Source organism: Mesorhizobium sp. B2-4-6, assembly GCF_006442775.1.
Lineage (GTDB): Bacteria > Pseudomonadota > Alphaproteobacteria > Rhizobiales > Rhizobiaceae > Mesorhizobium.
Genome location: NZ_VFVI01000022.1, coordinates 1 through 18,133 on the forward strand (window position 1 = coordinate 1; position 18,133 = coordinate 18,133).

18 protein-coding genes and 1 pseudogene are annotated in these 18,133 nt (G+C 65.1%); 8 read left to right on the forward strand and 11 right to left on the reverse strand.

The features are described from left to right. A partial coding sequence (locus FJ957_RS30560) for a Xaa-Pro peptidase family protein (protein ID WP_140837034.1) occupies positions 1 to 1,173 on the reverse strand: 1,173 nt, incomplete at its 3' end. 334 nt (positions 1,174 to 1,507) lie between these two features. On the opposite strand from FJ957_RS30560, the gene FJ957_RS30565 reads away from it, so the two are divergent. After that, a complete protein-coding gene (locus tag FJ957_RS30565) occupies positions 1,508 to 3,118 on the forward strand; it encodes an ABC transporter substrate-binding protein (RefSeq protein WP_140837040.1) in 1,611 nt (536 codons plus the stop codon). A 54-nt stretch (positions 3,119 to 3,172) separates the two neighbouring features. Here FJ957_RS30565 and FJ957_RS32395 read toward each other — a convergent pair. After that, a pseudogene (locus FJ957_RS32395) lies at positions 3,173 to 3,333 on the reverse strand (ABC transporter ATP-binding protein); the annotation flags it as partial. A gap of 44 nt (positions 3,334 to 3,377) precedes the next feature. Between FJ957_RS32395 and FJ957_RS30575 the strand changes: the two are divergent. The 5 genes from FJ957_RS30575 to FJ957_RS30595 are packed head-to-tail and all read left to right on the forward strand — an operon-like array spanning position 3,378 to position 7,453. Continuing rightward, positions 3,378 to 4,364: an ABC transporter permease gene (locus FJ957_RS30575; protein WP_140837042.1), complete on the forward strand. Its 987-nt coding sequence runs from the start codon at positions 3,378 to 3,380 to the stop codon at positions 4,362 to 4,364. After that, the gene (locus FJ957_RS30580; protein WP_140837156.1) at positions 4,361 to 5,191 is read left to right on the forward strand and encodes an ABC transporter permease; all 831 of its coding nucleotides are present in this window, start codon (positions 4,361 to 4,363) and stop codon (positions 5,189 to 5,191) included. Before FJ957_RS30575 ends, FJ957_RS30580 begins: the two co-directional genes overlap by 4 nt. Further along, positions 5,188 to 6,168, forward strand: a complete 981-nt coding sequence (locus FJ957_RS30585) for an ABC transporter ATP-binding protein (protein WP_140837043.1) — start codon at positions 5,188 to 5,190, stop codon at positions 6,166 to 6,168. The genes FJ957_RS30580 and FJ957_RS30585 overlap by 4 nt, the downstream gene beginning before the upstream one ends. Next, the gene (locus FJ957_RS30590; RefSeq protein WP_140837045.1) at positions 6,165 to 6,950 is read left to right on the forward strand and encodes an ATP-binding cassette domain-containing protein; all 786 of its coding nucleotides are present in this window, start codon (positions 6,165 to 6,167) and stop codon (positions 6,948 to 6,950) included. The genes FJ957_RS30585 and FJ957_RS30590 overlap by 4 nt, the downstream gene beginning before the upstream one ends. After that, entirely contained in the window at positions 6,947 to 7,453 is a 507-nt protein-coding gene (locus tag FJ957_RS30595) for an L-2-amino-thiazoline-4-carboxylic acid hydrolase (protein ID WP_140837047.1), read from the forward strand. The genes FJ957_RS30590 and FJ957_RS30595 overlap by 4 nt, the downstream gene beginning before the upstream one ends. Before the next feature lie 112 nt (positions 7,454 to 7,565). On the opposite strand, the gene FJ957_RS30600 is transcribed toward FJ957_RS30595, so the two are convergent. From FJ957_RS30600 to FJ957_RS30635, 9 genes are all read right to left on the reverse strand, one after another. Next, the gene (locus FJ957_RS30600) at positions 7,566 to 8,354 is read right to left on the reverse strand and encodes a DeoR/GlpR family DNA-binding transcription regulator (RefSeq protein ID WP_246686012.1); all 789 of its coding nucleotides are present in this window, start codon (positions 8,352 to 8,354) and stop codon (positions 7,566 to 7,568) included. A 65-nt stretch (positions 8,355 to 8,419) separates the two neighbouring features. Then, complete coding sequence (locus FJ957_RS30605) at positions 8,420 to 9,721, reverse strand: FAD-binding oxidoreductase (RefSeq protein WP_140837051.1); 1,302 nt, start codon at positions 9,719 to 9,721, stop codon at positions 8,420 to 8,422. Between the two features lie 2 nt (positions 9,722 to 9,723). After that, positions 9,724 to 11,094 (reverse strand): glutamine synthetase family protein, encoded by a 1,371-nt coding sequence (locus tag FJ957_RS30610; RefSeq protein ID WP_140837053.1) that lies wholly within the window; start codon positions 11,092 to 11,094, stop codon positions 9,724 to 9,726. Positions 11,095 to 11,168: 74 nt separating this feature from the next. Further along, positions 11,169 to 11,330, reverse strand: coding sequence for a hypothetical protein (locus FJ957_RS32030; protein WP_181166937.1), 162 nt, complete (start codon positions 11,328 to 11,330; stop codon positions 11,169 to 11,171). A 147-nt stretch (positions 11,331 to 11,477) separates the two neighbouring features. Continuing rightward, entirely contained in the window at positions 11,478 to 12,239 is a 762-nt protein-coding gene (locus FJ957_RS30615; protein WP_140837055.1) for a glucose 1-dehydrogenase, read from the reverse strand. An 11-nt stretch (positions 12,240 to 12,250) separates the two neighbouring features. Further along, entirely contained in the window at positions 12,251 to 13,063 is an 813-nt protein-coding gene (locus tag FJ957_RS30620) for an ABC transporter permease (protein WP_140837057.1), read from the reverse strand. Next, on the reverse strand, positions 13,063 to 13,926 hold the full coding sequence (locus FJ957_RS30625) for an ABC transporter permease (RefSeq protein ID WP_140837060.1): 864 nt from the start codon (positions 13,924 to 13,926) through the stop codon (positions 13,063 to 13,065). Before FJ957_RS30625 ends, FJ957_RS30620 begins: the two co-directional genes overlap by 1 nt. A gap of 77 nt (positions 13,927 to 14,003) precedes the next feature. After that, a complete protein-coding gene (locus tag FJ957_RS30630) occupies positions 14,004 to 15,167 on the reverse strand; it encodes a spermidine/putrescine ABC transporter substrate-binding protein (RefSeq protein WP_140837062.1) in 1,164 nt (387 codons plus the stop codon). Beyond that, on the reverse strand, positions 15,148 to 16,284 hold the full coding sequence (locus tag FJ957_RS30635; RefSeq protein ID WP_140837064.1) for an ABC transporter ATP-binding protein: 1,137 nt from the start codon (positions 16,282 to 16,284) through the stop codon (positions 15,148 to 15,150). Before FJ957_RS30635 ends, FJ957_RS30630 begins: the two co-directional genes overlap by 20 nt. 118 nt (positions 16,285 to 16,402) lie before the next feature. Here FJ957_RS30635 and FJ957_RS30640 point away from each other — a divergent pair, with 118 nt between their 5' ends. Both FJ957_RS30640 and FJ957_RS30645 read left to right on the forward strand, forming a co-directional pair. Then, positions 16,403 to 17,215 (forward strand): LuxR C-terminal-related transcriptional regulator, encoded by an 813-nt coding sequence (locus FJ957_RS30640; protein ID WP_246686013.1) that lies wholly within the window; start codon positions 16,403 to 16,405, stop codon positions 17,213 to 17,215. Positions 17,216 to 17,344: 129 nt separating this feature from the next. Next, positions 17,345 to 18,043 carry a GntR family transcriptional regulator gene (locus FJ957_RS30645; RefSeq protein ID WP_140837067.1) on the forward strand — a complete coding sequence of 233 codons (699 nt, stop codon included), beginning with the start codon at positions 17,345 to 17,347 and terminating at the stop codon, positions 18,041 to 18,043. Positions 18,044 to 18,133 lie beyond the last annotated feature (90 nt).

Below are 18,133 nucleotides of genomic sequence, written 5' to 3' on the forward strand. Positions count from 1 at the left end.
ATTCCACCCCCAGCCCCTATCCCCGAACATCACATAACCAGTCTCGGTCACCGCCACCGTATCCTCCAGCTTGATGAAGCCGCGCGTCGGATGGAGCATGGTCGTCTCGACCGAAAGCACCATGTTCCTTTCCAGCGGCTCGGCCGCATAGGTGCCTTCATAGGCGACCGGATGGTTGGTCATCAGGAACGGCGCCTCATGCGTGATCAGCCCCATGCCGTGGGCGAAGAAATCCGTGTAGGCCGCGACCTTGGAGGCCTTCAGCACGCTCTCGGCATGCGCGATCATGTCGCCGCCCAGTATACCCGCCTTGACTTTGGAAAAGGCCGCCTGCTGCACCGCTTCGACTTCGGCCAGAAGATCCTCCAGCTCGGCATCCGGCTCGCCGAGCACGCCCATGCGGCAGAGGTCGCCGATATAGCCGTGATAGTTGCCGCCGGAATCGATCGACATCACCTCACCCGTCTTCCACGCCTGGCTGGACGCGGCGCGGTTATGGCTGGAGCCCAGCGTCAGCAGGCAATATTCGAAATGCGCGCCGCGATTGGTCTCCTCGCGCCTGAGCTGCTCGATGATGTCGGTTTTGCTCGTGCCTTCCCGCGCCCAGCCAATCGTCGCCAGCATGGAATCGGTGATCAGCTCGGAGGCGATGCGCAGTTGCTCCAGCTCCGCCTCGGTCTTGATGGCGCGCATGCGTTCCAGCATGTCGGTCGCATCGACCAGCTCGGCATCCGGCAACGCCTTGCGGATCAGCATATAGGCGTCGGAGGGCAGGAAACCCGGTTCGATGCCGATGCGGGCCGCCGACTTGCCGATGTGGCGCAGATGCTCCACCGCCAGATTGGCGGCATCGAGCGTGCCCCAGCAGGCCGCGTGCAAGGTCGGCGTCCAAAACGGATGGTTCTGGTGCTCGCCGCCCTCCATCTTGTTGCCGATATAGGCGGCATGTTCCGGCCCGCCCTTCTCGTAAAGGACGATCGGCAAATAGCGGCTGTGGCCGATCGCATCCATCGCCGCGAAGAAGATGAACTTGTAGCCGCCGAGCAGATATTGGGTGTTGTGCTTGGAGGTGGCAAAGAGCACGTCGATGCCGGCCTCGTCCATCAGCCGGTCCACCCGCGCCTGATCGAACGGGACGCTGCTGACCTCGGTTTTGCCCGGAGCGATGTTCATCTGCTTCTCCTTGTTTTTCATCGGCCGCAGGAGCGCCGAACGTCATGATTTATGGCTGTCGGCCAAATCTGCATCATTTTGACCACTCTGGTCCAGCCAGAATTGATCACTTTCGCGCTAAAGGCGGTTCCCGCCCGAATCCTGATCCTTTTTCTCTCTGATCTGGTCCTACCAGATATGGGCATGAGGGCCTCTTTCGGCCGGCTGGTCCAGCGGACGGAAATTTCAAAGCCAAGCCATGATGCGCCAAATCCGTCTCTGGCGAAACCTTTGCCAAGGGCCATAATCACCGGATTGCCGCGCCTGCCACGGCGCGAAGAGGGGAGTTTGAGCGATGTCCGAATTGACGATTTCACGCCGCGGCCTGCTGGCCGGCTCGGCGCTGCTTCTGGCCTCGACCGCATTGCCGACCATCGGCTTCGCGCAGACGCCAAAGAAGGGCGGCCGGCTGATCCTCGCCGCCGATTCCGAGCCGCGCAACCTCAACCCGGCGATCGTCGCCTCCAACGGAGTCTTCTTCATCTCGAGCAAGATCGTCGAGACGCTGGCCGAAGCCTCCTTCGACGGGAAGGACGGGCTCGAACCGCGCCTGGCGCTTTCCTGGGAAGGCGCGGTCGACGGCCTGTCGGTGACCTTCAAATTGCGCGACGGCGTCAAATGGCATGACGGCAAGCCGTTCACCTCCGCCGACGTCGCCTTCTCGGCGCTGCAGATCTGGAAGCCGCTGCAGAATCTCGGCCGCACGGTGTTCAAGGACCTGGAGGCGGTCGACACGCCGGACGATCTCACCGCGATCTTCAAATTCGCCAAGCCGACGCCGTTCCAGCTGATCCGCAACGCGCTGCCGGCGCTGTCGAGCGTCGTGCCGAAGCACCTTTATGAGGTGGGCAAGATCGAGGACAATCCGGCCAACAACGCGCCGATCGGCACCGGCCCGTTCAAGTTCGCCGAATACAAGGCCGGGCAATATTACCGTCTGGCCAGGAACGACGCCTATTGGGGCAAGGACGAACCCTATCTCGACGAGATCGTCTACCAGGTGCTCCCCGATCGCACTTCGGCCGCCGCTGCGCTCGAGGCGGAAGAAATCCAGCTCGCCGCCTTCTCCGCCGTGCCGCTCGCCGATCTCGACCGCATTTCCAAGGTGCCGGGTCTCAAGATCATCACCAAGGGCTATGAGGGGCTGACTTACCAGCTCGTCGTCGAGATCAACCACCGCCGCAAGGAGCTGGCAGATTTGAAAGTGCGGCAGGCGATCGCGCATGCCATCGACAAGGATTTCGTCGTCAAGACGATCTTCCTCGGCTACGCCGCGACCGCGACCGGCCCGGTGCCGAAGAACGATCCGCAATTCTACACCGCCGACGTCCCGACCTACCCCTTCGACGTCGCCAAGGCCAATGCACTGCTGGACGAAGCCGGTTACAAGCGCGCCGACGACGGCAAGCGCTTTGCCTTGAAGCTGCTGCCGGCGCCCTATTTCAACGAGACGAAGCAGTTCGGCGATTACCTGCGCCAGGCGCTGGCCACCATCGGCATCGACGCCGAGATCGTCAACAATGATTCCGCAGCGCATATGAAGGCTGTCTACACCGACCACGCCTTCGATCTCGCCGTCGGCCCGCCGGTGTTCCGCGGCGATCCGGCGATCTCGACCACCATCCTGGTGCAGAGCGGCATCCCCGACGGCGTGCCCTTCTCCAACCAGGGCGGTTACAAGAACGCCGACCTCGACGCACTGATCGCCAAGGCATCGGAGACGCTCGATACGTCAGCCCGCACAGAACTCTACAGGGAGTTCCAGAAGAAGGTGGCGGCCGATTTGCCACTGATCAACGTCGCCGAATGGAGCTTCATCAGCGTGGCGAGCGACAAGGTCGGCAACATCGCCAACAACCCGCGCTGGGCGGTGTCTAACTGGGCGGACACCTATTTGGCCGGCTGATTTCCTTGCGGATCGGCTGTTGGGGTGCTCAGCTTTTAAGAATGAGAGTTCCTTCGCGCCCCCCTCTGTCCTGCCGGACATCTCCCCCACGAGGGGGGAGATTGGCAGCTTCCGCGCCCGGCTCAATCCTGCAGCATCTGCGATTGGCGAAAGCCGACGAGACAGCTGATCTCCCCCCTCGTGGGGGAGATGTCCGGCAGGACAGAGGGGGGCGCCGCAGAGCGCGACGCCCTCGGCTTAGCCTCAATCAGGCATCGCCATGACCCGCGCCCTCACGCTCCTGCGCCGCCGTCTCGTCGGCAGCGTCTTCGTGCTCCTCATCGTCGTCATCGGCAGCTTCCTCCTGCTCGAAGCCGCCCCCGGCGACGCCGTCGATGCCTATATCGTCTCGACCGGCGGCGATGCCGGCATGATCGAACTGCTGCGCCATCGCTGGGGGCTCGACCAGTCGGAACTGACACGGCTCGCCAATTACCTCTGGGCGCTGCTGCATTTCGATCTCGGCCAGTCGGTCACCTTCTCGCGGCCGATCCGCGAAATCGTTTTCGAGCGCCTGCCGACGACGCTGATCCTGATGGGCAGCGCCACCGCGCTTTCCTTCGGCCTCGGCTCGGCGCTCGGCATCTATGCCGGTGCCCGGCCCGGCAGCTTTCGCGACCGCTTCCTATCGATCGGTTCGTTGGCGCTCTATGCCGTACCCGGCTTCTGGCTCGGCCTTGTGCTCATCGTCGTCTTCGCCGTCGACCTGCGCTGGCTACCGATCGGCGGCATCGAGACCATCGCCTCCGGCAAGACCGGGCTGGCGCGGGCCGCCGACATCGCCACCCATCTCGTGCTGCCGGTGTCAGCGCTCGGCTTCATCTATCTGGCGCTCTATCTGCGCATGATGCGCGCCGGCATGGCCGAGGCCTGGCGGCAGGATTTTATCCTTGCCGCCCGCGCCAGGGGCTTGTCGCGCCGCCGCATCGTGCTTGCTCATGTCGCCCGCAATGCGCTGTTGCCTTTGATCACCATGCTCGGCCTGCAATCGGCGCAAATGCTCGGCGGCAGCGTCGTCATCGAAAGCGTCTTTGCCGTGCCCGGCCTCGGCCGCCTGGCGCAGGAAGCGGTGGCCGGGCGCGACACGCCGCTGCTTCTCGGTATCATCCTGGTCAGCGCGATGCTGGTCGTGGTCATCAACCTTCTCGTCGACCTCGCATACGCCTTCCTCGATCCGCGCGTCGGCGCCGGCGAGGCCGGCGCATGAACCGCCTGCGTCGTTTCCTGCGCACGCCGGAAGCAATCGCCGGCGCAAGCATCCTGGCCTTGCTCATCGTGATGGCGTTGGCCGCGCCGCTGCTGTTTCCCGGCGACCCGCAGGCGATCGCCGGCCCGGCGCTGCTGCCGCCGTTCCAGGACTGGTCGCTGCCGCTCGGCACCGACCGCCTCGGCCGCGACGTGCTGGCCGAGCTGTTCCATGGCGCCCGCACCTCGCTGGCGGTGGGATTGGCTGCAGCAGCGGCAGCGCTGGTGATTGGCGCGGTGGTCGGCACCCTGGCCGGCTTTGCCGGAGGCCTTATCGACGAAGTGCTGATGCGCATAACCGATGCCTTCCAGACCGTGCCGAGCTTCCTGCTGGCGCTCGCCTTCGTCAGCATTGTCGGGCCCTCGCTCGGCGTCGTCGTCGCGGCGATCTCGTTCGGCGCCTGGACCGGACCGGCGCGGGTGGCACGCGCGGAAGTCCTGTCGATCCGCGAGCGCGACTATGTCGCCGGCGCCCGCGTCATCGGCATGCATCCGCTCGAAATCGCGTTTCGCGAAGTGCTGCCCAATGCCTTGCCGCCGGTTCTGGCGCTGTCCTCGGTGATCGTGGCAGCAGCGATCCTCACCGAGGCAGCGCTCTCCTTCCTCGGCCTCGGCGACCCCAACCGCGTCACCTGGGGCGGCATGATCGCCGAGGGACGTACGGTGTTGCGAACCGCGCCCTTCCTGTCGGTCGTTCCCGGTATCGCGCTGGTGCTGACCGTGCTCGGTGTCTACCTCGCCGGCGAAGGCGTGGTGGAAAGCACCGCCGTGCGCAGGAGCCTGTCGTGACCGCGCTGCTTTCGATACGCGATCTGACGATATGCTACGGCCCCGATGGGGTGCCGGCGCTGAAGGGCGTGAGTCTGGATGTAGAAGCCGGAGAGCGCCTGGCGATCATCGGCGAAAGCGGCTCGGGCAAGAGCACGCTCGCGCTGGCGGTTGCGGGCTTGTTGACGAGGTCGGCCAAGATCGAAGGTTCGATTGAGTGGCAGAAACCTCGATCGTCCCGTTCCTTCGCGCCCCCCTCTGTCCTGCCGGACATCTCCCCCACAAGGGGGGAGATCAGCAGTTCCGTCGCCGGCTCTCCTTTTGCAACGCCGGCCATTGGCGAAAGCGGACGCGACAGTTCAATCTCCGGCAGGACAGAGGGGGGCGCGACAGAACGCGACCCATCCACGGTTGGCGAAAACCAGGCACCCCGCCTCGGCCGTGACATCGGCTTCGTCTTCCAGGACCCCTCCTCCAGCCTCGATCCGGTGATGCCGGTCGGCAGGCAGATCGCCGAGGTCGCCCGCACCCATCTCGACCTGACCTGGCCTGACGCCTTCGCCAAGGCCAAGACCCTGGTCGAACGCGTCCGTCTCCCCGATCCGGACTCGGCCCTCCACGCCTATCCCCACCAGCTTTCCGGCGGCCAGAAGCAGCGCGTGGCCATCGCCGCGGCAATTGCCGCCGGCCCGAAGCTGTTGATCGCCGACGAAGCCACCAGCGCGCTCGACACCATCGTCCAGGCCGAGATCGTTTCCCTGATCCGCAGGCTGGTGACCGAGGACGGCATGACGCTGCTTTTCATCAGCCACGACATCGCGCTCGCCGCCTCGATTGCCGATCGTATCGCGGTACTGCGCCACGGCGAACTGATCGAGCTCGGCGAGACGGACCGGATCATCAATGCGCCGCGCCATGCCTATACGCGGTCCCTGCTCGATGCCCATCTCGGCCTCGACGCCAAGCCTTTGCTCGGCCGGCAAGGTGCCTCGGCATGACCGTGCTTGCCGTCTCCAGTCTCGCCAAGCGCTATCATCGTGGCGGCAGGCCTTTCGCGGCGGTCGACGACGTGTCGTTCGAGATCGAGGCGGCGGAAACGCTGGCGCTGGCAGGTCCCTCCGGCAGCGGCAAATCCACCATCGCGCGGCTGGTGCTGCGTCTGATCGAGCCCGATGCCGGCCGCATCGAATTCGAAGGCGCGGACCTCCTCTCGCTGTCGGGCGCCGCGCTGCGCGCGCGCCGTGCCCGTCTGCAAATGGTGTTCCAGGATCCGCTCGCCGCCTTCAATCCGCGCGCCACGGTGGCGCGCGTGCTGGACGATCCCCTGCGCGTTCACAACATCGCCTCGCGCGCGGAGCGCCCGCGCCGGATCGCGGCGCTGCTGGAGCGTGTCGGCCTCGACGCCAGCCTGGCCAGCCGCGCCATCCACGAGATTTCCGGCGGCCAGCGCCAGCGCGTTGCGATCGCCCGCGCCATCGCCACGCGGCCGTCGCTGATCGTGCTCGACGAGGCGGTGTCGGCGCTCGACGTATCGGTGCGCGGGCAGATCCTGGAATTGCTGCTCGACCTGCAAAGACAGGAACGGATCGCTTATCTGTTCATTTCCCATGACCTCGGCGTCATCCGTGCCGTGGCGCACCGCGTCATCATCCTCGATGCCGGAAGGGTCGCCGAGAGCGGCGATGCCCGCGCCGTCATCGCCAACCCGCAATCGGCGATCGGCAAGGCGCTGGTGGCGGCGACGCCGAAGCTTGTAAGAACCAATCAGGACTCACCATGACCGATCCCGAATCCGCCAGAGCCGAAAAGTTGTCGGGCGAGCTCGACTCCGCCTTCCGCAACCGCGCCGACCTCTACCGCCTCTTCCTCGAAGAGCTGACAGCCGAGCTCGGCGCCGAGAGGGCCGAGGCGGTGATGATCCGCAGCATCGAGAAGCGCGGCCGGGAGGTCGCGGCGGCGGCCTTTGCCGGCTTCGGTCCCAATGACGCGCCGGCGATCGGCGAGGCCTTCCTTGCCGTCAGCCCGGATGGCGGCCGCATGTATCCCACCGATGTCGAGCGAGGCCAGAACCACATCGCCTTCAAGGTGAAGCGCTGCCCGCTGAAGGACGCCTGGGTCGAGGCCGGCGTCGGCGAGGAGAAACTCGCCACGCTCTGCCGCATCGCCGGCGCCTTCGACCGCGGCCTGTTCGAAGCGACCGGCGTGCGCTTCGCCAATGTCACCTGGACACCGGGCCACGGCTCCGGCTGCTGCCACATCGCGCTGACCAATCGAGACGCTTAGCCACGAAATCAAAGCATGTCTCCCGAAAGTGGGAACCGGTTTCGGGACAAAGACATGCGTAAAATCAAAGCCCTAAAGCGCACGGAGCGGATCTGAAAGATCGCGACGCGCTTTAGCTCTCGGCAAAGACGTGCAGCTCGCCGCCTGCCTCGTCGATCGCGGCGCGCAGTGCCGCCGCCGGCTCGCTGTCGGCGACGACATCGGAAATCTCGTTCAGCGCGCAGACGCGTTCGAGTCCGCTGCGGCCGAACTTGTCATTGGTGACGACCAAGATAGTCGACAGCGATCGTCCCATCATCGCGCGCTTCACCGCCGCGGCGCCCGAAATCATGTCGCTCGGGCCTTCGGCATTCAGCGCCGAGGCGCCGATGATGGCGACGTCGGCATTGTAGCGGCGCACGAATTCGACCGTGTCCTCGCCGAGCACCGCGGCCTCGCGGCTGTCATAGGTGCCTGGGCAAAGGATGACGCGGAAGCTGGGATTGGCGCCGGCCACCGAGGCGACGCCGATGGAGTTGGTGATGATCGTCAGATCCCTGCCAAGCTGCGAGAGGCTGCGCGCGACCTCGTAGGTGGTCGATCCGCCATCGATCATCACGATGCGGCCTCGCTCGATCAACCCGGCGGCGCCACGTCCGACGCGGGCCCGCTCCTCGACCATGGTAAGACCGCGTTCGGCGATCACCGGTTCCGACGTCACCAGCGAAATGGTGGCGCCGCCATAGGTGCGGTTGATAAGCCCCGCCTCGCCGAGCTCGATCAGGTCACGGCGAATGGTCTCGCCGGCGACACCGATCCGGCGCGCAAGCTTCGAGATGCGGATCGAGGCCGAGCGCCGCACCTCCGACAGGATCAGCTCATGGCGTTCCTTCTTCGTCAGCCGGCCCGGCTCGATATTCATCGCTCTTCCCTCTCAAGGTCCCCGGCGCGGAGACATTAGCCACGCCGGGGACAGGAAAGCCAGCGTCAGCGTCTGAGCCGATCGCGCATGGCGTACCACAGCATGCCGAGCACGTAGAGCGGGCCGCGCAACGCCGTTCCGCCCGGGAACGGCAGCGGCGTCAGCGTCGAGAACAGGTCGAGCCGCGAGGCATCGCCCGTGATCGCTTCCGCCAGAAGCTTGCCCGACAGCGTCGACAGGATGACGCCCTTGCCGGAATAGCCATGCGCGAAATAGACCTCGCCATAATGCCCGACATGCGGCAGGCGCGACGTCGTCACCGACACCAGCCCACCCCAGGCATGGTCGATGCGGCAGCCCTGGAGCTGCGGAAAGGTCTTTTCCATATGCGGCCGCACGAAGCCGGCGATGTCGGCCGGCGGCGACGGCGTGTAGCGCTCGCCACCGCCGAACAGCAGGCGGCCGTCCGCCGACATGCGGTAGTAGTTGACGACGAACAGCGTGTCCGAGACCGCGACATTCGCCGGGATGACATCCGCCTTTCCATCCAGCGGTTCGGTGGCGACGATATAATTGCCGACCGGCATGATGCGGCTGTTGACGCGCGGCTCCAATCCCTTGAGCAGCGCATCGCCGGCCAGCACCACATGCCTGGCGCGGACCGAGCCCTTGTCGGTGAACACTCGGATCGACGGCTCCCGCTCCAGCCGGACGGCAACCGAGTTCTCGTGGATGACGACGCCGGCGGCGGACGCGGCGCGGGCCAGCCCCAGCGTGTAGTTCAGCGGATGCATATGGCCGCCGAGCCTTTCGTAGACCGCGCCCTGATAGGGCGTATCCACCATCTGACGCGCCTGCGAAGCCGACAGGATCTCGACATCGGTGAACTTCATCACCTTGGCGAGGCATTCGGCCTCTTGCTCGAAGTCGCGCACATCCGAAGCGCTGACGGCGCCGACCAGATGGCCGGTCTGGCGCAAGTCGCATTCGATGCCGTGACGCTCGATGATGTCGAGCACCAGCCCGCGCGCCTCGAAGGCGAGGTCGAACAGCGCCTTTGCCCGTTCCGGCCCAAAGCTCTTGACCAAGCCCCTGGCGCCCTTGCGCAGGCCCGGGATCATCTGGCCGCCATTGCGGCCCGAGGCGCCCCAGCCGATCTTGCCGCCTTCGAGCAGCACCACTTTAAGACCACGCTCGGCCGCATGCAGTGCCGCCGAAAGGCCGGTGCAGCCGCCGCCGACCACCACCAGATCGGCCTCGACATCGCCGGCAAGTGCGGGATGGTCGGGCGCCGGATTGGCGGTGGCGACATAATAGGATTTGCCGATATCGAGACCGGAATTGAAACCTGTCGAACGCGAAGTCATGGTCACACCTTGAGCAACAGATGGTCGCGTTCCCAGGACGTCACGACGCTCTGGAACAAGTCGAGCTCGACGCTCTTCACGCGCAGATAGGTCTGGAAGAAATCCTCGCCGAGCAGCGCCCGCACGGGCTCGCAGGCGGCGAAGCGGTCGAGCGCTTCCTCCATCGTCTTTGGCAGTGTGCTCTTGTTTTTATAGGCATTGCCGAAGGCCTCTTCCGAGCGCGCAAGCTTCTCCTCGATGCCGAGATAGCCGGCGATCAGCGAGCCGGCCATGGCGAGATAGGGATTGGCGTCCGCTCCCGGCAGCCGGTTCTCGATCCGCCGCGCGGCGCGCCCGCCCATCGGCACGCGCAGGCCGCAGGAGCGGTTGTCGTGCGACCATTCGATGTTGGCCGGCGCGCTGTGGTTCGGCCGGATGCGCCGGTAGGAGTTCACGTTGGGCGCGAACAGCGGCATGATTTCGGGGATGTATTTCTGCAGGCCGCCGATGAACTGCGCGAACATTCCGGTGTCCTCGCCGTCTTCGCCGGCGAACAAGGGCTCGCCCGCTTCATCGACGATCGACATGTGCAGATGCATCGAGCTGCCGGCCTGCGCGGCGATCGGCTTGGCCATGAAGGTGGCGTGCATGCCATTCGCCTGCGCCGCCTGGCGCGCCAGGCGCTTGAACAACAGCACCTTGTCGGCAAGCGCCAGCGGATCGCCATGCAGGAGATTGATCTCGAGCTGCGCCGTGCCGGATTCATGGATCAGCGTGTCGAGCGGCAGACCTGCGACGGCCGCATGTTCGTAGATCCGTCGCGTCACCGCTTCAAACTCCTCCATCGCCTGCATGTCGTAAGGGTGCTGCACGCTTTCCGGCCGGCCGTTGCGCCCGGTCGGCGCGGTGATCGGGCGATCCGGATCGGGGTTCGGCGCCGTGAGATAGAATTCGAGCTCCGGCGCCATCACCGCGCGCCAGCCACGCTGGCGGTAAAGGTCGAGCACGGCCCTCAGCACATGGCGCGGCGAGGCCATCCACGGCCGGTCGTCCATATGGAAGGTGTCGGCAAAGACATAGGCCTTGCCGGCGCTGCCCGGCGCGACGCACAGCGTGGACGTGTCCGGCACCATGCGCATGTCGGGGTCCGAATAGGCAAAGCCCTCGTCGATGGAGCCGGAATAGCGGCCGTCGATGGCGACCAGGAAGGCACTGCTCGGCAGATAGAGCGCCCGGTCCTCGAGCGACTTGAGGAATTTGGCGACCGGCAAGGTCTTGCCGCGCAACACGCCGTTGACGTCGGGCACGAAGCACTCGACTTCATTGATCGCATGCGTTTTCAGCCAGCCTTGCGTGTCCGCGCCGGGGAATGAGGTGTTCAGATTGTCAGGCATTGGTCATGTCCGTACGAAGGAGAGATCGCTTCGGCGGGCATGTCCGTTCCGGGTGGGGCGTTATCTGAGCTGCGTTATCCGAGAACGGACGCCCGCCTGATGACCGGCCGAAAGGCCGGGTCCAACGCGCCCTGCACGCCTTCGGTCCAGCCGTCGCGAACGACATGCGAGCCGACCTTGGTCTCCTCCGCGCGCTGCAGGTTCTCGTGACGGCAGCAGCGCATGATCAGCGACACCCCGTACGCGCAAACGAGATACCGCAGGCAAAAATCGGACGCCTTTCGCGGTATTGATGTTTTGCTTGCATGACGGGTCTCACTAAAGGTGGAATTATGGTTTGACCGATCATCGCCGCCGGCGCAAGTCCGCTTTGCTGGACCAGATCAGCCGATGCTCTCGCCGCCATCGACGACCAGCGCCTGCCCGGTCATGAAAGACGAGCGATCGGAGACGAGGAACAGGATCGCTTCGGCTATCTCCTCCGCGCTCGCCCAGCGCCCCATCGGGATCTTGGTGCGGACATAGTTTTCGATCGCGTCGCGGCCGCCCATCTGGGCGATGAACGGCTCATTGAACGGCGTGTCGACCCAGCCCGGGCAGAGCGCGTTGATGCGCACATTGTGCCTGGCGTAGTCGAGCGACATCTGCCGTGTCATCGCCACCACGGCGTGCTTTGAGGTGGCATAGGCGATCATCTCGCGGTCGTAGAAGACTCCGGAATTGGACGCCGTGTTGAGGATGACGCCGCCACCTTGGGCAATCATCGCCGGCATGACGGTCTTCGCCGCCAGGAATTGCGCCCGCACATTGATGCGCCATGAGGCGTCCATGCCGTCGGTGCCGACTTCCGTCAGCGTGCCGCCGACCTGAATGCCGGCATGGCTGTGCAGGATATCGATCCGGCCGTGCTTGCCGAGCGTTCCCTGGATGAGCTCTTCGACGGCCGTGTCGTTGCCGACATCGGTGGCGACAGCCTCGGCGCGGCCGCCGGCGTCGCGGATACCAGCGGCGGTGGCTTCGCCCGCCGCCGGATCGCGGTCCGCGATCACCACGAGCGCCCCTTCCCTGGCCATGATCATCGCCCCGGCGCGCCCGATGCCCGACCCCGCGCCCGTCACCACGGCGATACGGTCTTTCAGGATCATGGATTGCTCTTTCAAGGCGATGGCTTTCGACGGCCGAGCTGCCATTGCGCAAGCAGCACGAGCAGGACGGATGCGCAGAGCACGATCGTCGCGATGGCATTGATCTCCGGCGTCACGCCGCGCCGGATCGAGGCGAAGACATAGATCGGCAGCGTCGTCTGCGCGCCGGCGACGAAGAAGGCGATGATGAAGTCGTCGAAGGAGAAGGTGAAGGCGAGCAGGAAGCCGGCGATCACCGCCGGCATGATCTGCGGGAGCACGATCGATCGGAACGTCGTCAGCGGCGTGGCATAGAGATCGCTCGAGGCCTCGACCAGATTGCGGTCGAGGCTGCTGAGCCGCGTGCCGACGATCATCGTCACCAGCGCCATCGAGAACAATCCGTGCGCGGCGATGATCGAGCCGTAGCCGAGCGAGAGCCGCGGCGGCTGGTCGGTCGGCCACAGCGAAGCGAGGAACGGATTGAGGACGGCGAAGAGCTGCACCAGCGCCACCAGCGTCGAGATGCCGATGACGACGCCCGGAACGACGATCGCGGCGCCCAGCAGCGCGTCGAACAGCGCCCGCGTCCGCGCGCCGACGCGCTGCAGCCCGAGCGCCGCGGACGTGCCGCAGAAGGCCGCGAGCAGCGCGCTCGTCGTGGCGATGAAAAGGCTGTTCTTCAGCGCTTCGACCAGGAAGGGATTGGACAGCGCCTTGCCGTACCATTGCACCGAGAAGCCGGTGAACTCGCTGGCATGATGCCCGGCATTGAAGGAGAACAGCACGACCAGCGCGATCGGCAGATAGAGGAAGGCAAAGACGGCAAAGACGAAGGCGCGCATCAGATCAGGTCCACCCGGCGTGCGCCCGAGAGCCGGGTCGAGATGCGATTGGCGACGATCAGCACCACGACCGAGACCAGCACCAGCGTGATGGCGATAGCCGATCCGAACGGCCAGTTGCGCGATTGCAGGAAGAGATCGACCAGCGCGTTGCCGATGAAGAACACCTTGCCGCCGCCGAGCAGCGTCGGGATCAGGTACTCACCGAGCAGCAGGATCATCACCAGCGAGAAGCCGGTCATGACGCCGGGCAGAGACAGCCTCAGCGTCACACCGAGGAAGGTCGACAGCGGCGTCGCACCCAGATCGGCGGAAGCCTCCAGCAGCCGGCGGTCGAGCCGCTCCAGGCTGACATAGATCGGCAGGATCATCAGCGGCAGGTAGCCGTAGACGATGCCGAGCAGAACCGCGCCCGGCGTGTTGATCAGCCGCAGGTCCTCGATGCCGACATAGGCGAGCAGGGCCGGGATGCCGCGCCCGCCGAGGATGTACATCCAGGCATAGGTGCGCATCAGAAGGCTGGTCCAGAACGGGATGACGATCAGCGCGAGCAGGATCAATCGCCAGCGATCCGGTGCCCGCAGCGCCAGACAATAGGCGACGGGATAGGCGACGAGCAGGCAGGCGAGCGCTCCGGCGGGGGCCAGCACCATCGTGTTCCAGAACGCGGTCGCCCGCGCCGGCAGGTTGGCGTATTGCGCGAAAGTCAGCGCTGCCTGGTAGCCGCCTTCGGGCGCTCGCTCGCCGACGCTGAAGATGGCGATGGCGACGAAGGGCAGCACCAGGAAGACGACCAGCCACAGCGCCGCCGGAGCAAGCAGCAGCGCCGTGATGAGGTTTTTGCGAAAGAGACTGCCGCGCATCGATAAAGCCGGTTGGGAGCCGGCGGACATTCGTCCGCCGGTCGCATTGTCTGGTTCAGGTTTGTGGCCGTTCCCGCTCAAGCCGACTTGAAGCGCGCCATCAGCTCGGCGCGGCCCGGATCGGTGAGCGTCGCGGCGGCGCCGAACTCCAGTGGCTTCAACAGGTCGGCGGCCGGATAGAGGATCGGATTGTCCAGCACTTCCTTCGGCAGCAGCGCGTTGACGCGCGCGTCGGTCGAGGGCGCGCCATTGGCCAGATGCTCCTTCACCGCGACCTTCGGGTTCATCAGGTAGTTGAGCAGCGCGTAGCCGGCCGGCTTGTTCGGCGCATCCTTCGGAATCGCGTAGAAATCGGTCCAGATCTCGCCGCCTTCCTTGCCGAGCACATAGGCGATTTCGGGGATGTCGCGATGGAGCTGCGCCCCGTCATTGGTCCAGCACATCGTCATCCAGGCATCGCCGGCGCGCATTCCCGGCTGATAGTCGCTCGACACCGCGAACAGATGCGGCTTGACCTTGAGCAGCAGTTCCTCCGCCTTGGCGAGCTCGTCCTGCTTCAGCGAATTGAAGGAATAGCCGTAATATTTCAGCGCATTGCCGATCGTCGTCAGCTGATAGTCGTGCACCATCGTGCGGCCGTCGCCTTCGGCCATCGCCGTGTCCCAGAATTCCTTCCAGCTCGACATCGGCTTGGTGAGCTTCTTGGTGTTCACGGCAAAACCGGTCGTGCCCCAGTTCTTCGGCACAGCGTAGGTCGTCCCGTCGATCGTGCCCTCGGCGGTGAAGCGTGCATCTTCCGACTTGCCATCGAAATTCCCGAGCTTGGCCATGTCGAGGGCTTCGATGATGCCGAGCTTCTTGTAGGTCGAGATGGTATAGTTGGTCGGCACGAACAGGCTCCAGCCCGAGCCGCCGGCCTGCAGCTTGGCCAGCATCTCCTCATTGGAGCCGAAGACGTTGACCTCGACGGCGACGCCCGTATCGGCCTTGAAATTCTCGAAGGTCTGCGGGTCGTGGTAGTTCGGCCAGGTGGCGATCGACATGCGGTCGCCGAGGTTCTCAGCGGCAAAGGCTGGCGTCGGCATGACGCCGAGCTCGCGCGCCATCACCGCGGTCGCGACGCCGAGGCCGGTGAGGCCGAGGAAATCGCGCCGGCTGATCGAGCCGCGCTTCAGGCGCATCAACTGGTCGACGAATTTATCGGGGCTTATCGGCAGTCCGTCACGATAGGATTTCGGCATGTTGGTCTTCCCTCTGGTTGGTCCCGTTGTTCTTGTGTCCCGGAAACGCCAGCGGCGCTCCGGCGGCAAAGCCGATGGCGACGGGTTCGCCCGGCTTGAAGAGATTGCCCTGGCCGATCACGTGATCGGCCTTGGCGAGCAGTGATCCGATACCCTGGACCTCGATCGCGTATTCCGCCGTCGAACCCAAGAATATGCGGTTGCGGACGATGCCGTTCAGGCTGCCCTTTCCAGGGGTCGAGAGGCTGAGCGATTCCGGCCGCAGGCTGACGGAGACGGCTTGGCCGTGTCTGAGCGGCACACGCTTGCGCGCGGCAATCACCGTGCCGTCTGCGAGCGCGACATCGACGAGATCGCCGGAGAGCCCGGCCACCTTGCCGCTCAAGAGATTGGTCTTGCCGACGAAATCCGCCACGAACAGATCGGCCGGCTCGTCATAGATTTCGCTTGGCTGTCCGATCTGGACGACGCGGCCGCCATTCATGACGCAGACGAAGTCGCTCATCGACAGCGCTTCCTCCTGGTCGTGGGTGACCAGCACGAAAGTGATGCCGATCTCGCGCTGCAGGTTCTGCAGCTCGATCTGCATGTCGGTGCGCAGCTTCTTGTCGAGCGCCGCCAGCGGCTCGTCGAGCAGCAGCACCGCCGGCTTGTTGACCAGGGCGCGGGCGAGCGCCACGCGCTGCTGCTGGCCGCCGGAAAGCTCGTGGATCTTGCGGCGTCCGTAGCCGGCGAGCTGCACCATGGCCAGCGCCTCGCCGGCCCTCCAGGAGATATCGCGCGACGACAGCCTGGGTCTCGCCTGGCGCAGCCCGTAGGAGATGTTGTCCTCGACATCGAGATGCGGGAACAGCGCATATTGCTGGAACACCATGTTGACCGGCCGCCGGTAGGGCGGCGTGCCGGCCATGTCGCGGCCGCGGATCAGCACTTGGCCTTCGCTCGGCTGCTCGAAGCCGCCGATCATGCGAAGGCAGGTCGTCTTGCCGCAGCCTGAGGGGCCGAGCAGCGCGACGAAGGCGGAAGGCGGGACGGCAAGGTCGATGCCGCTGACCGCGGTGACCGCGCCGTAGCGCTTGGTAACCGCGCGAAATTCGATATCGGGCACTGCAGTCAAGCCACGGGCTCCAGCGACAGCGTGAGGCAATGTCTTGACGCTAGCAGAGGCAATGCCGCCTAGTATATACCTCGCAGGTGGTATATTTAGCCGATTTTATCGTTTGGAGGGGTATGAGTTGGCCGCTTCCCGCAGTGACGACTACAACGCCTTGGCCACTGTCATCGCCGCGTCGCGCGAGACCGGCGGCGACCATTTCGGCAAGGCGATCGTCGGCTGGCTGCGCGGGCACGTCCGTTTCGACCACTGCGTGATCTTCGGCTATCGCGGCGCCTCGAGGCCGCCGCTCCTGTTCGAGACCTTCTCGCCGACGGAAAGCCACATCTTCGTCGCGCTCTATCAGGAAGGGCCCTATCTGCTCGACCCGTTCCATCACGCCGCTGTCGAGCGCAAGGAAGGCTTTTGGCGCATGCGCGAGCTTGCGCCCGACCGCTTCTATGCCAGCGAATATTACCGGTCCTATTACAGCCAGACCCGCCTCACCGAGGAGGTCGGTTTCTTCGTGCCTTTAGCCTGCAAGGACGCGCTGGTGCTGTCGCTGATGCGGCTGCGCGCCACCGGGCCGTTCGGAACGGCGGATGCCAGGCTGCTGCGCGACATGGCGCCGGCGGTGATCGGTTTCTGCAGGCAGCACTGGCCGTCCCTGCCTGCCGAAGAGGTCTCGACCCAGCCCTCCGGCGAAACCATCGCAACAGCCAACGAACTCGATCGCGCGCATATCTGGAAGAGCCTGTCGCTGACCTCACGTGAAAAACAGGTCGTCGATCTGGTGCTTCAGGGTCATTCCACGGAATCGATCGCCAGGGCGCTCAGGATCGTGCCCGGGACCGTGAAGGTCCACCGCCGCAACATCTATCGCAAGCTGAAGATCAAGTCGCAGGCCGGCCTCTTCGCGCGCTTCGTCGAGATCATCGACGCGCGGATCGGATAGCAACGCCGGCCGCCCTTGCGGCGGTTCGCGTTGAGCGTCTATCGTGCGGCCGAAACGACCGGCCAGCTATCCCGGCGGCGGATCAGCTGACGAAACAGATCTCGGGACGGATGAAGTAGCGTATCGCCAATGGCCGACAAATCGCATATCGGGCTGACCGCTGTCGATACCGTTCCCCTGCATGAGAAAGTCTACCTGGAGCTCGTGCGCGCCTTGATGTCGGGGCAACTCCAGCCTGGCCAGAAGCTGACCTCGCGCAAGCTCGCCAAGGAGCTCGGCACCAGCGACATGCCGGTGCGCAGCGCCTTCATGCGGCTGCAGGCGCTGAGAGCCCTGAGCCCGATGCCGAACGGCAGCGTCGAGGTGCCGCTGATTTCGGCCGACCGCTTCCAGCAACTGACCGCCGTGCGCACGATCCTGGAAGGCACGGCCACCGAGCTCGCGACGAAACTCATCAACGGCAACAATCTGCGCGCGATCCGGCGCCACTGCGCCGAGCTTACCGAAGCCGCCCGCGGCGGCGGGATCGATAACTATCTGCGCAAGAACTACGACTTCAAATTCTCGATCTACCGCCATTGCGGCAACGAGCAGATGCTCTTCCTGATCGAGACGGTATGGATGCAGGTCGGCCCCTTCCTGCGAAACCTGCACATCGGCTTCGAGGATGACCTGGCCGGCATTCTCGGCATCGACCACCACGAGGAGGTCGTGGCGGCGATCGAAGCCGGCGACGCCGAAAGGGCGCGCGCCGCCATCGTGCGCGATATCGCCGAGGGCGCGGCCCACATCCTCGGCCAGGTGAAATTTCCGCAACTGCGTCACTGACGGGCAAGCCGGCCTCGAATCCGGCTTGGCTTTCGTCGATCGGGCCGCTATGTTGCGATCGCAGATCGCAGAATTTGGACCCGAAATGCC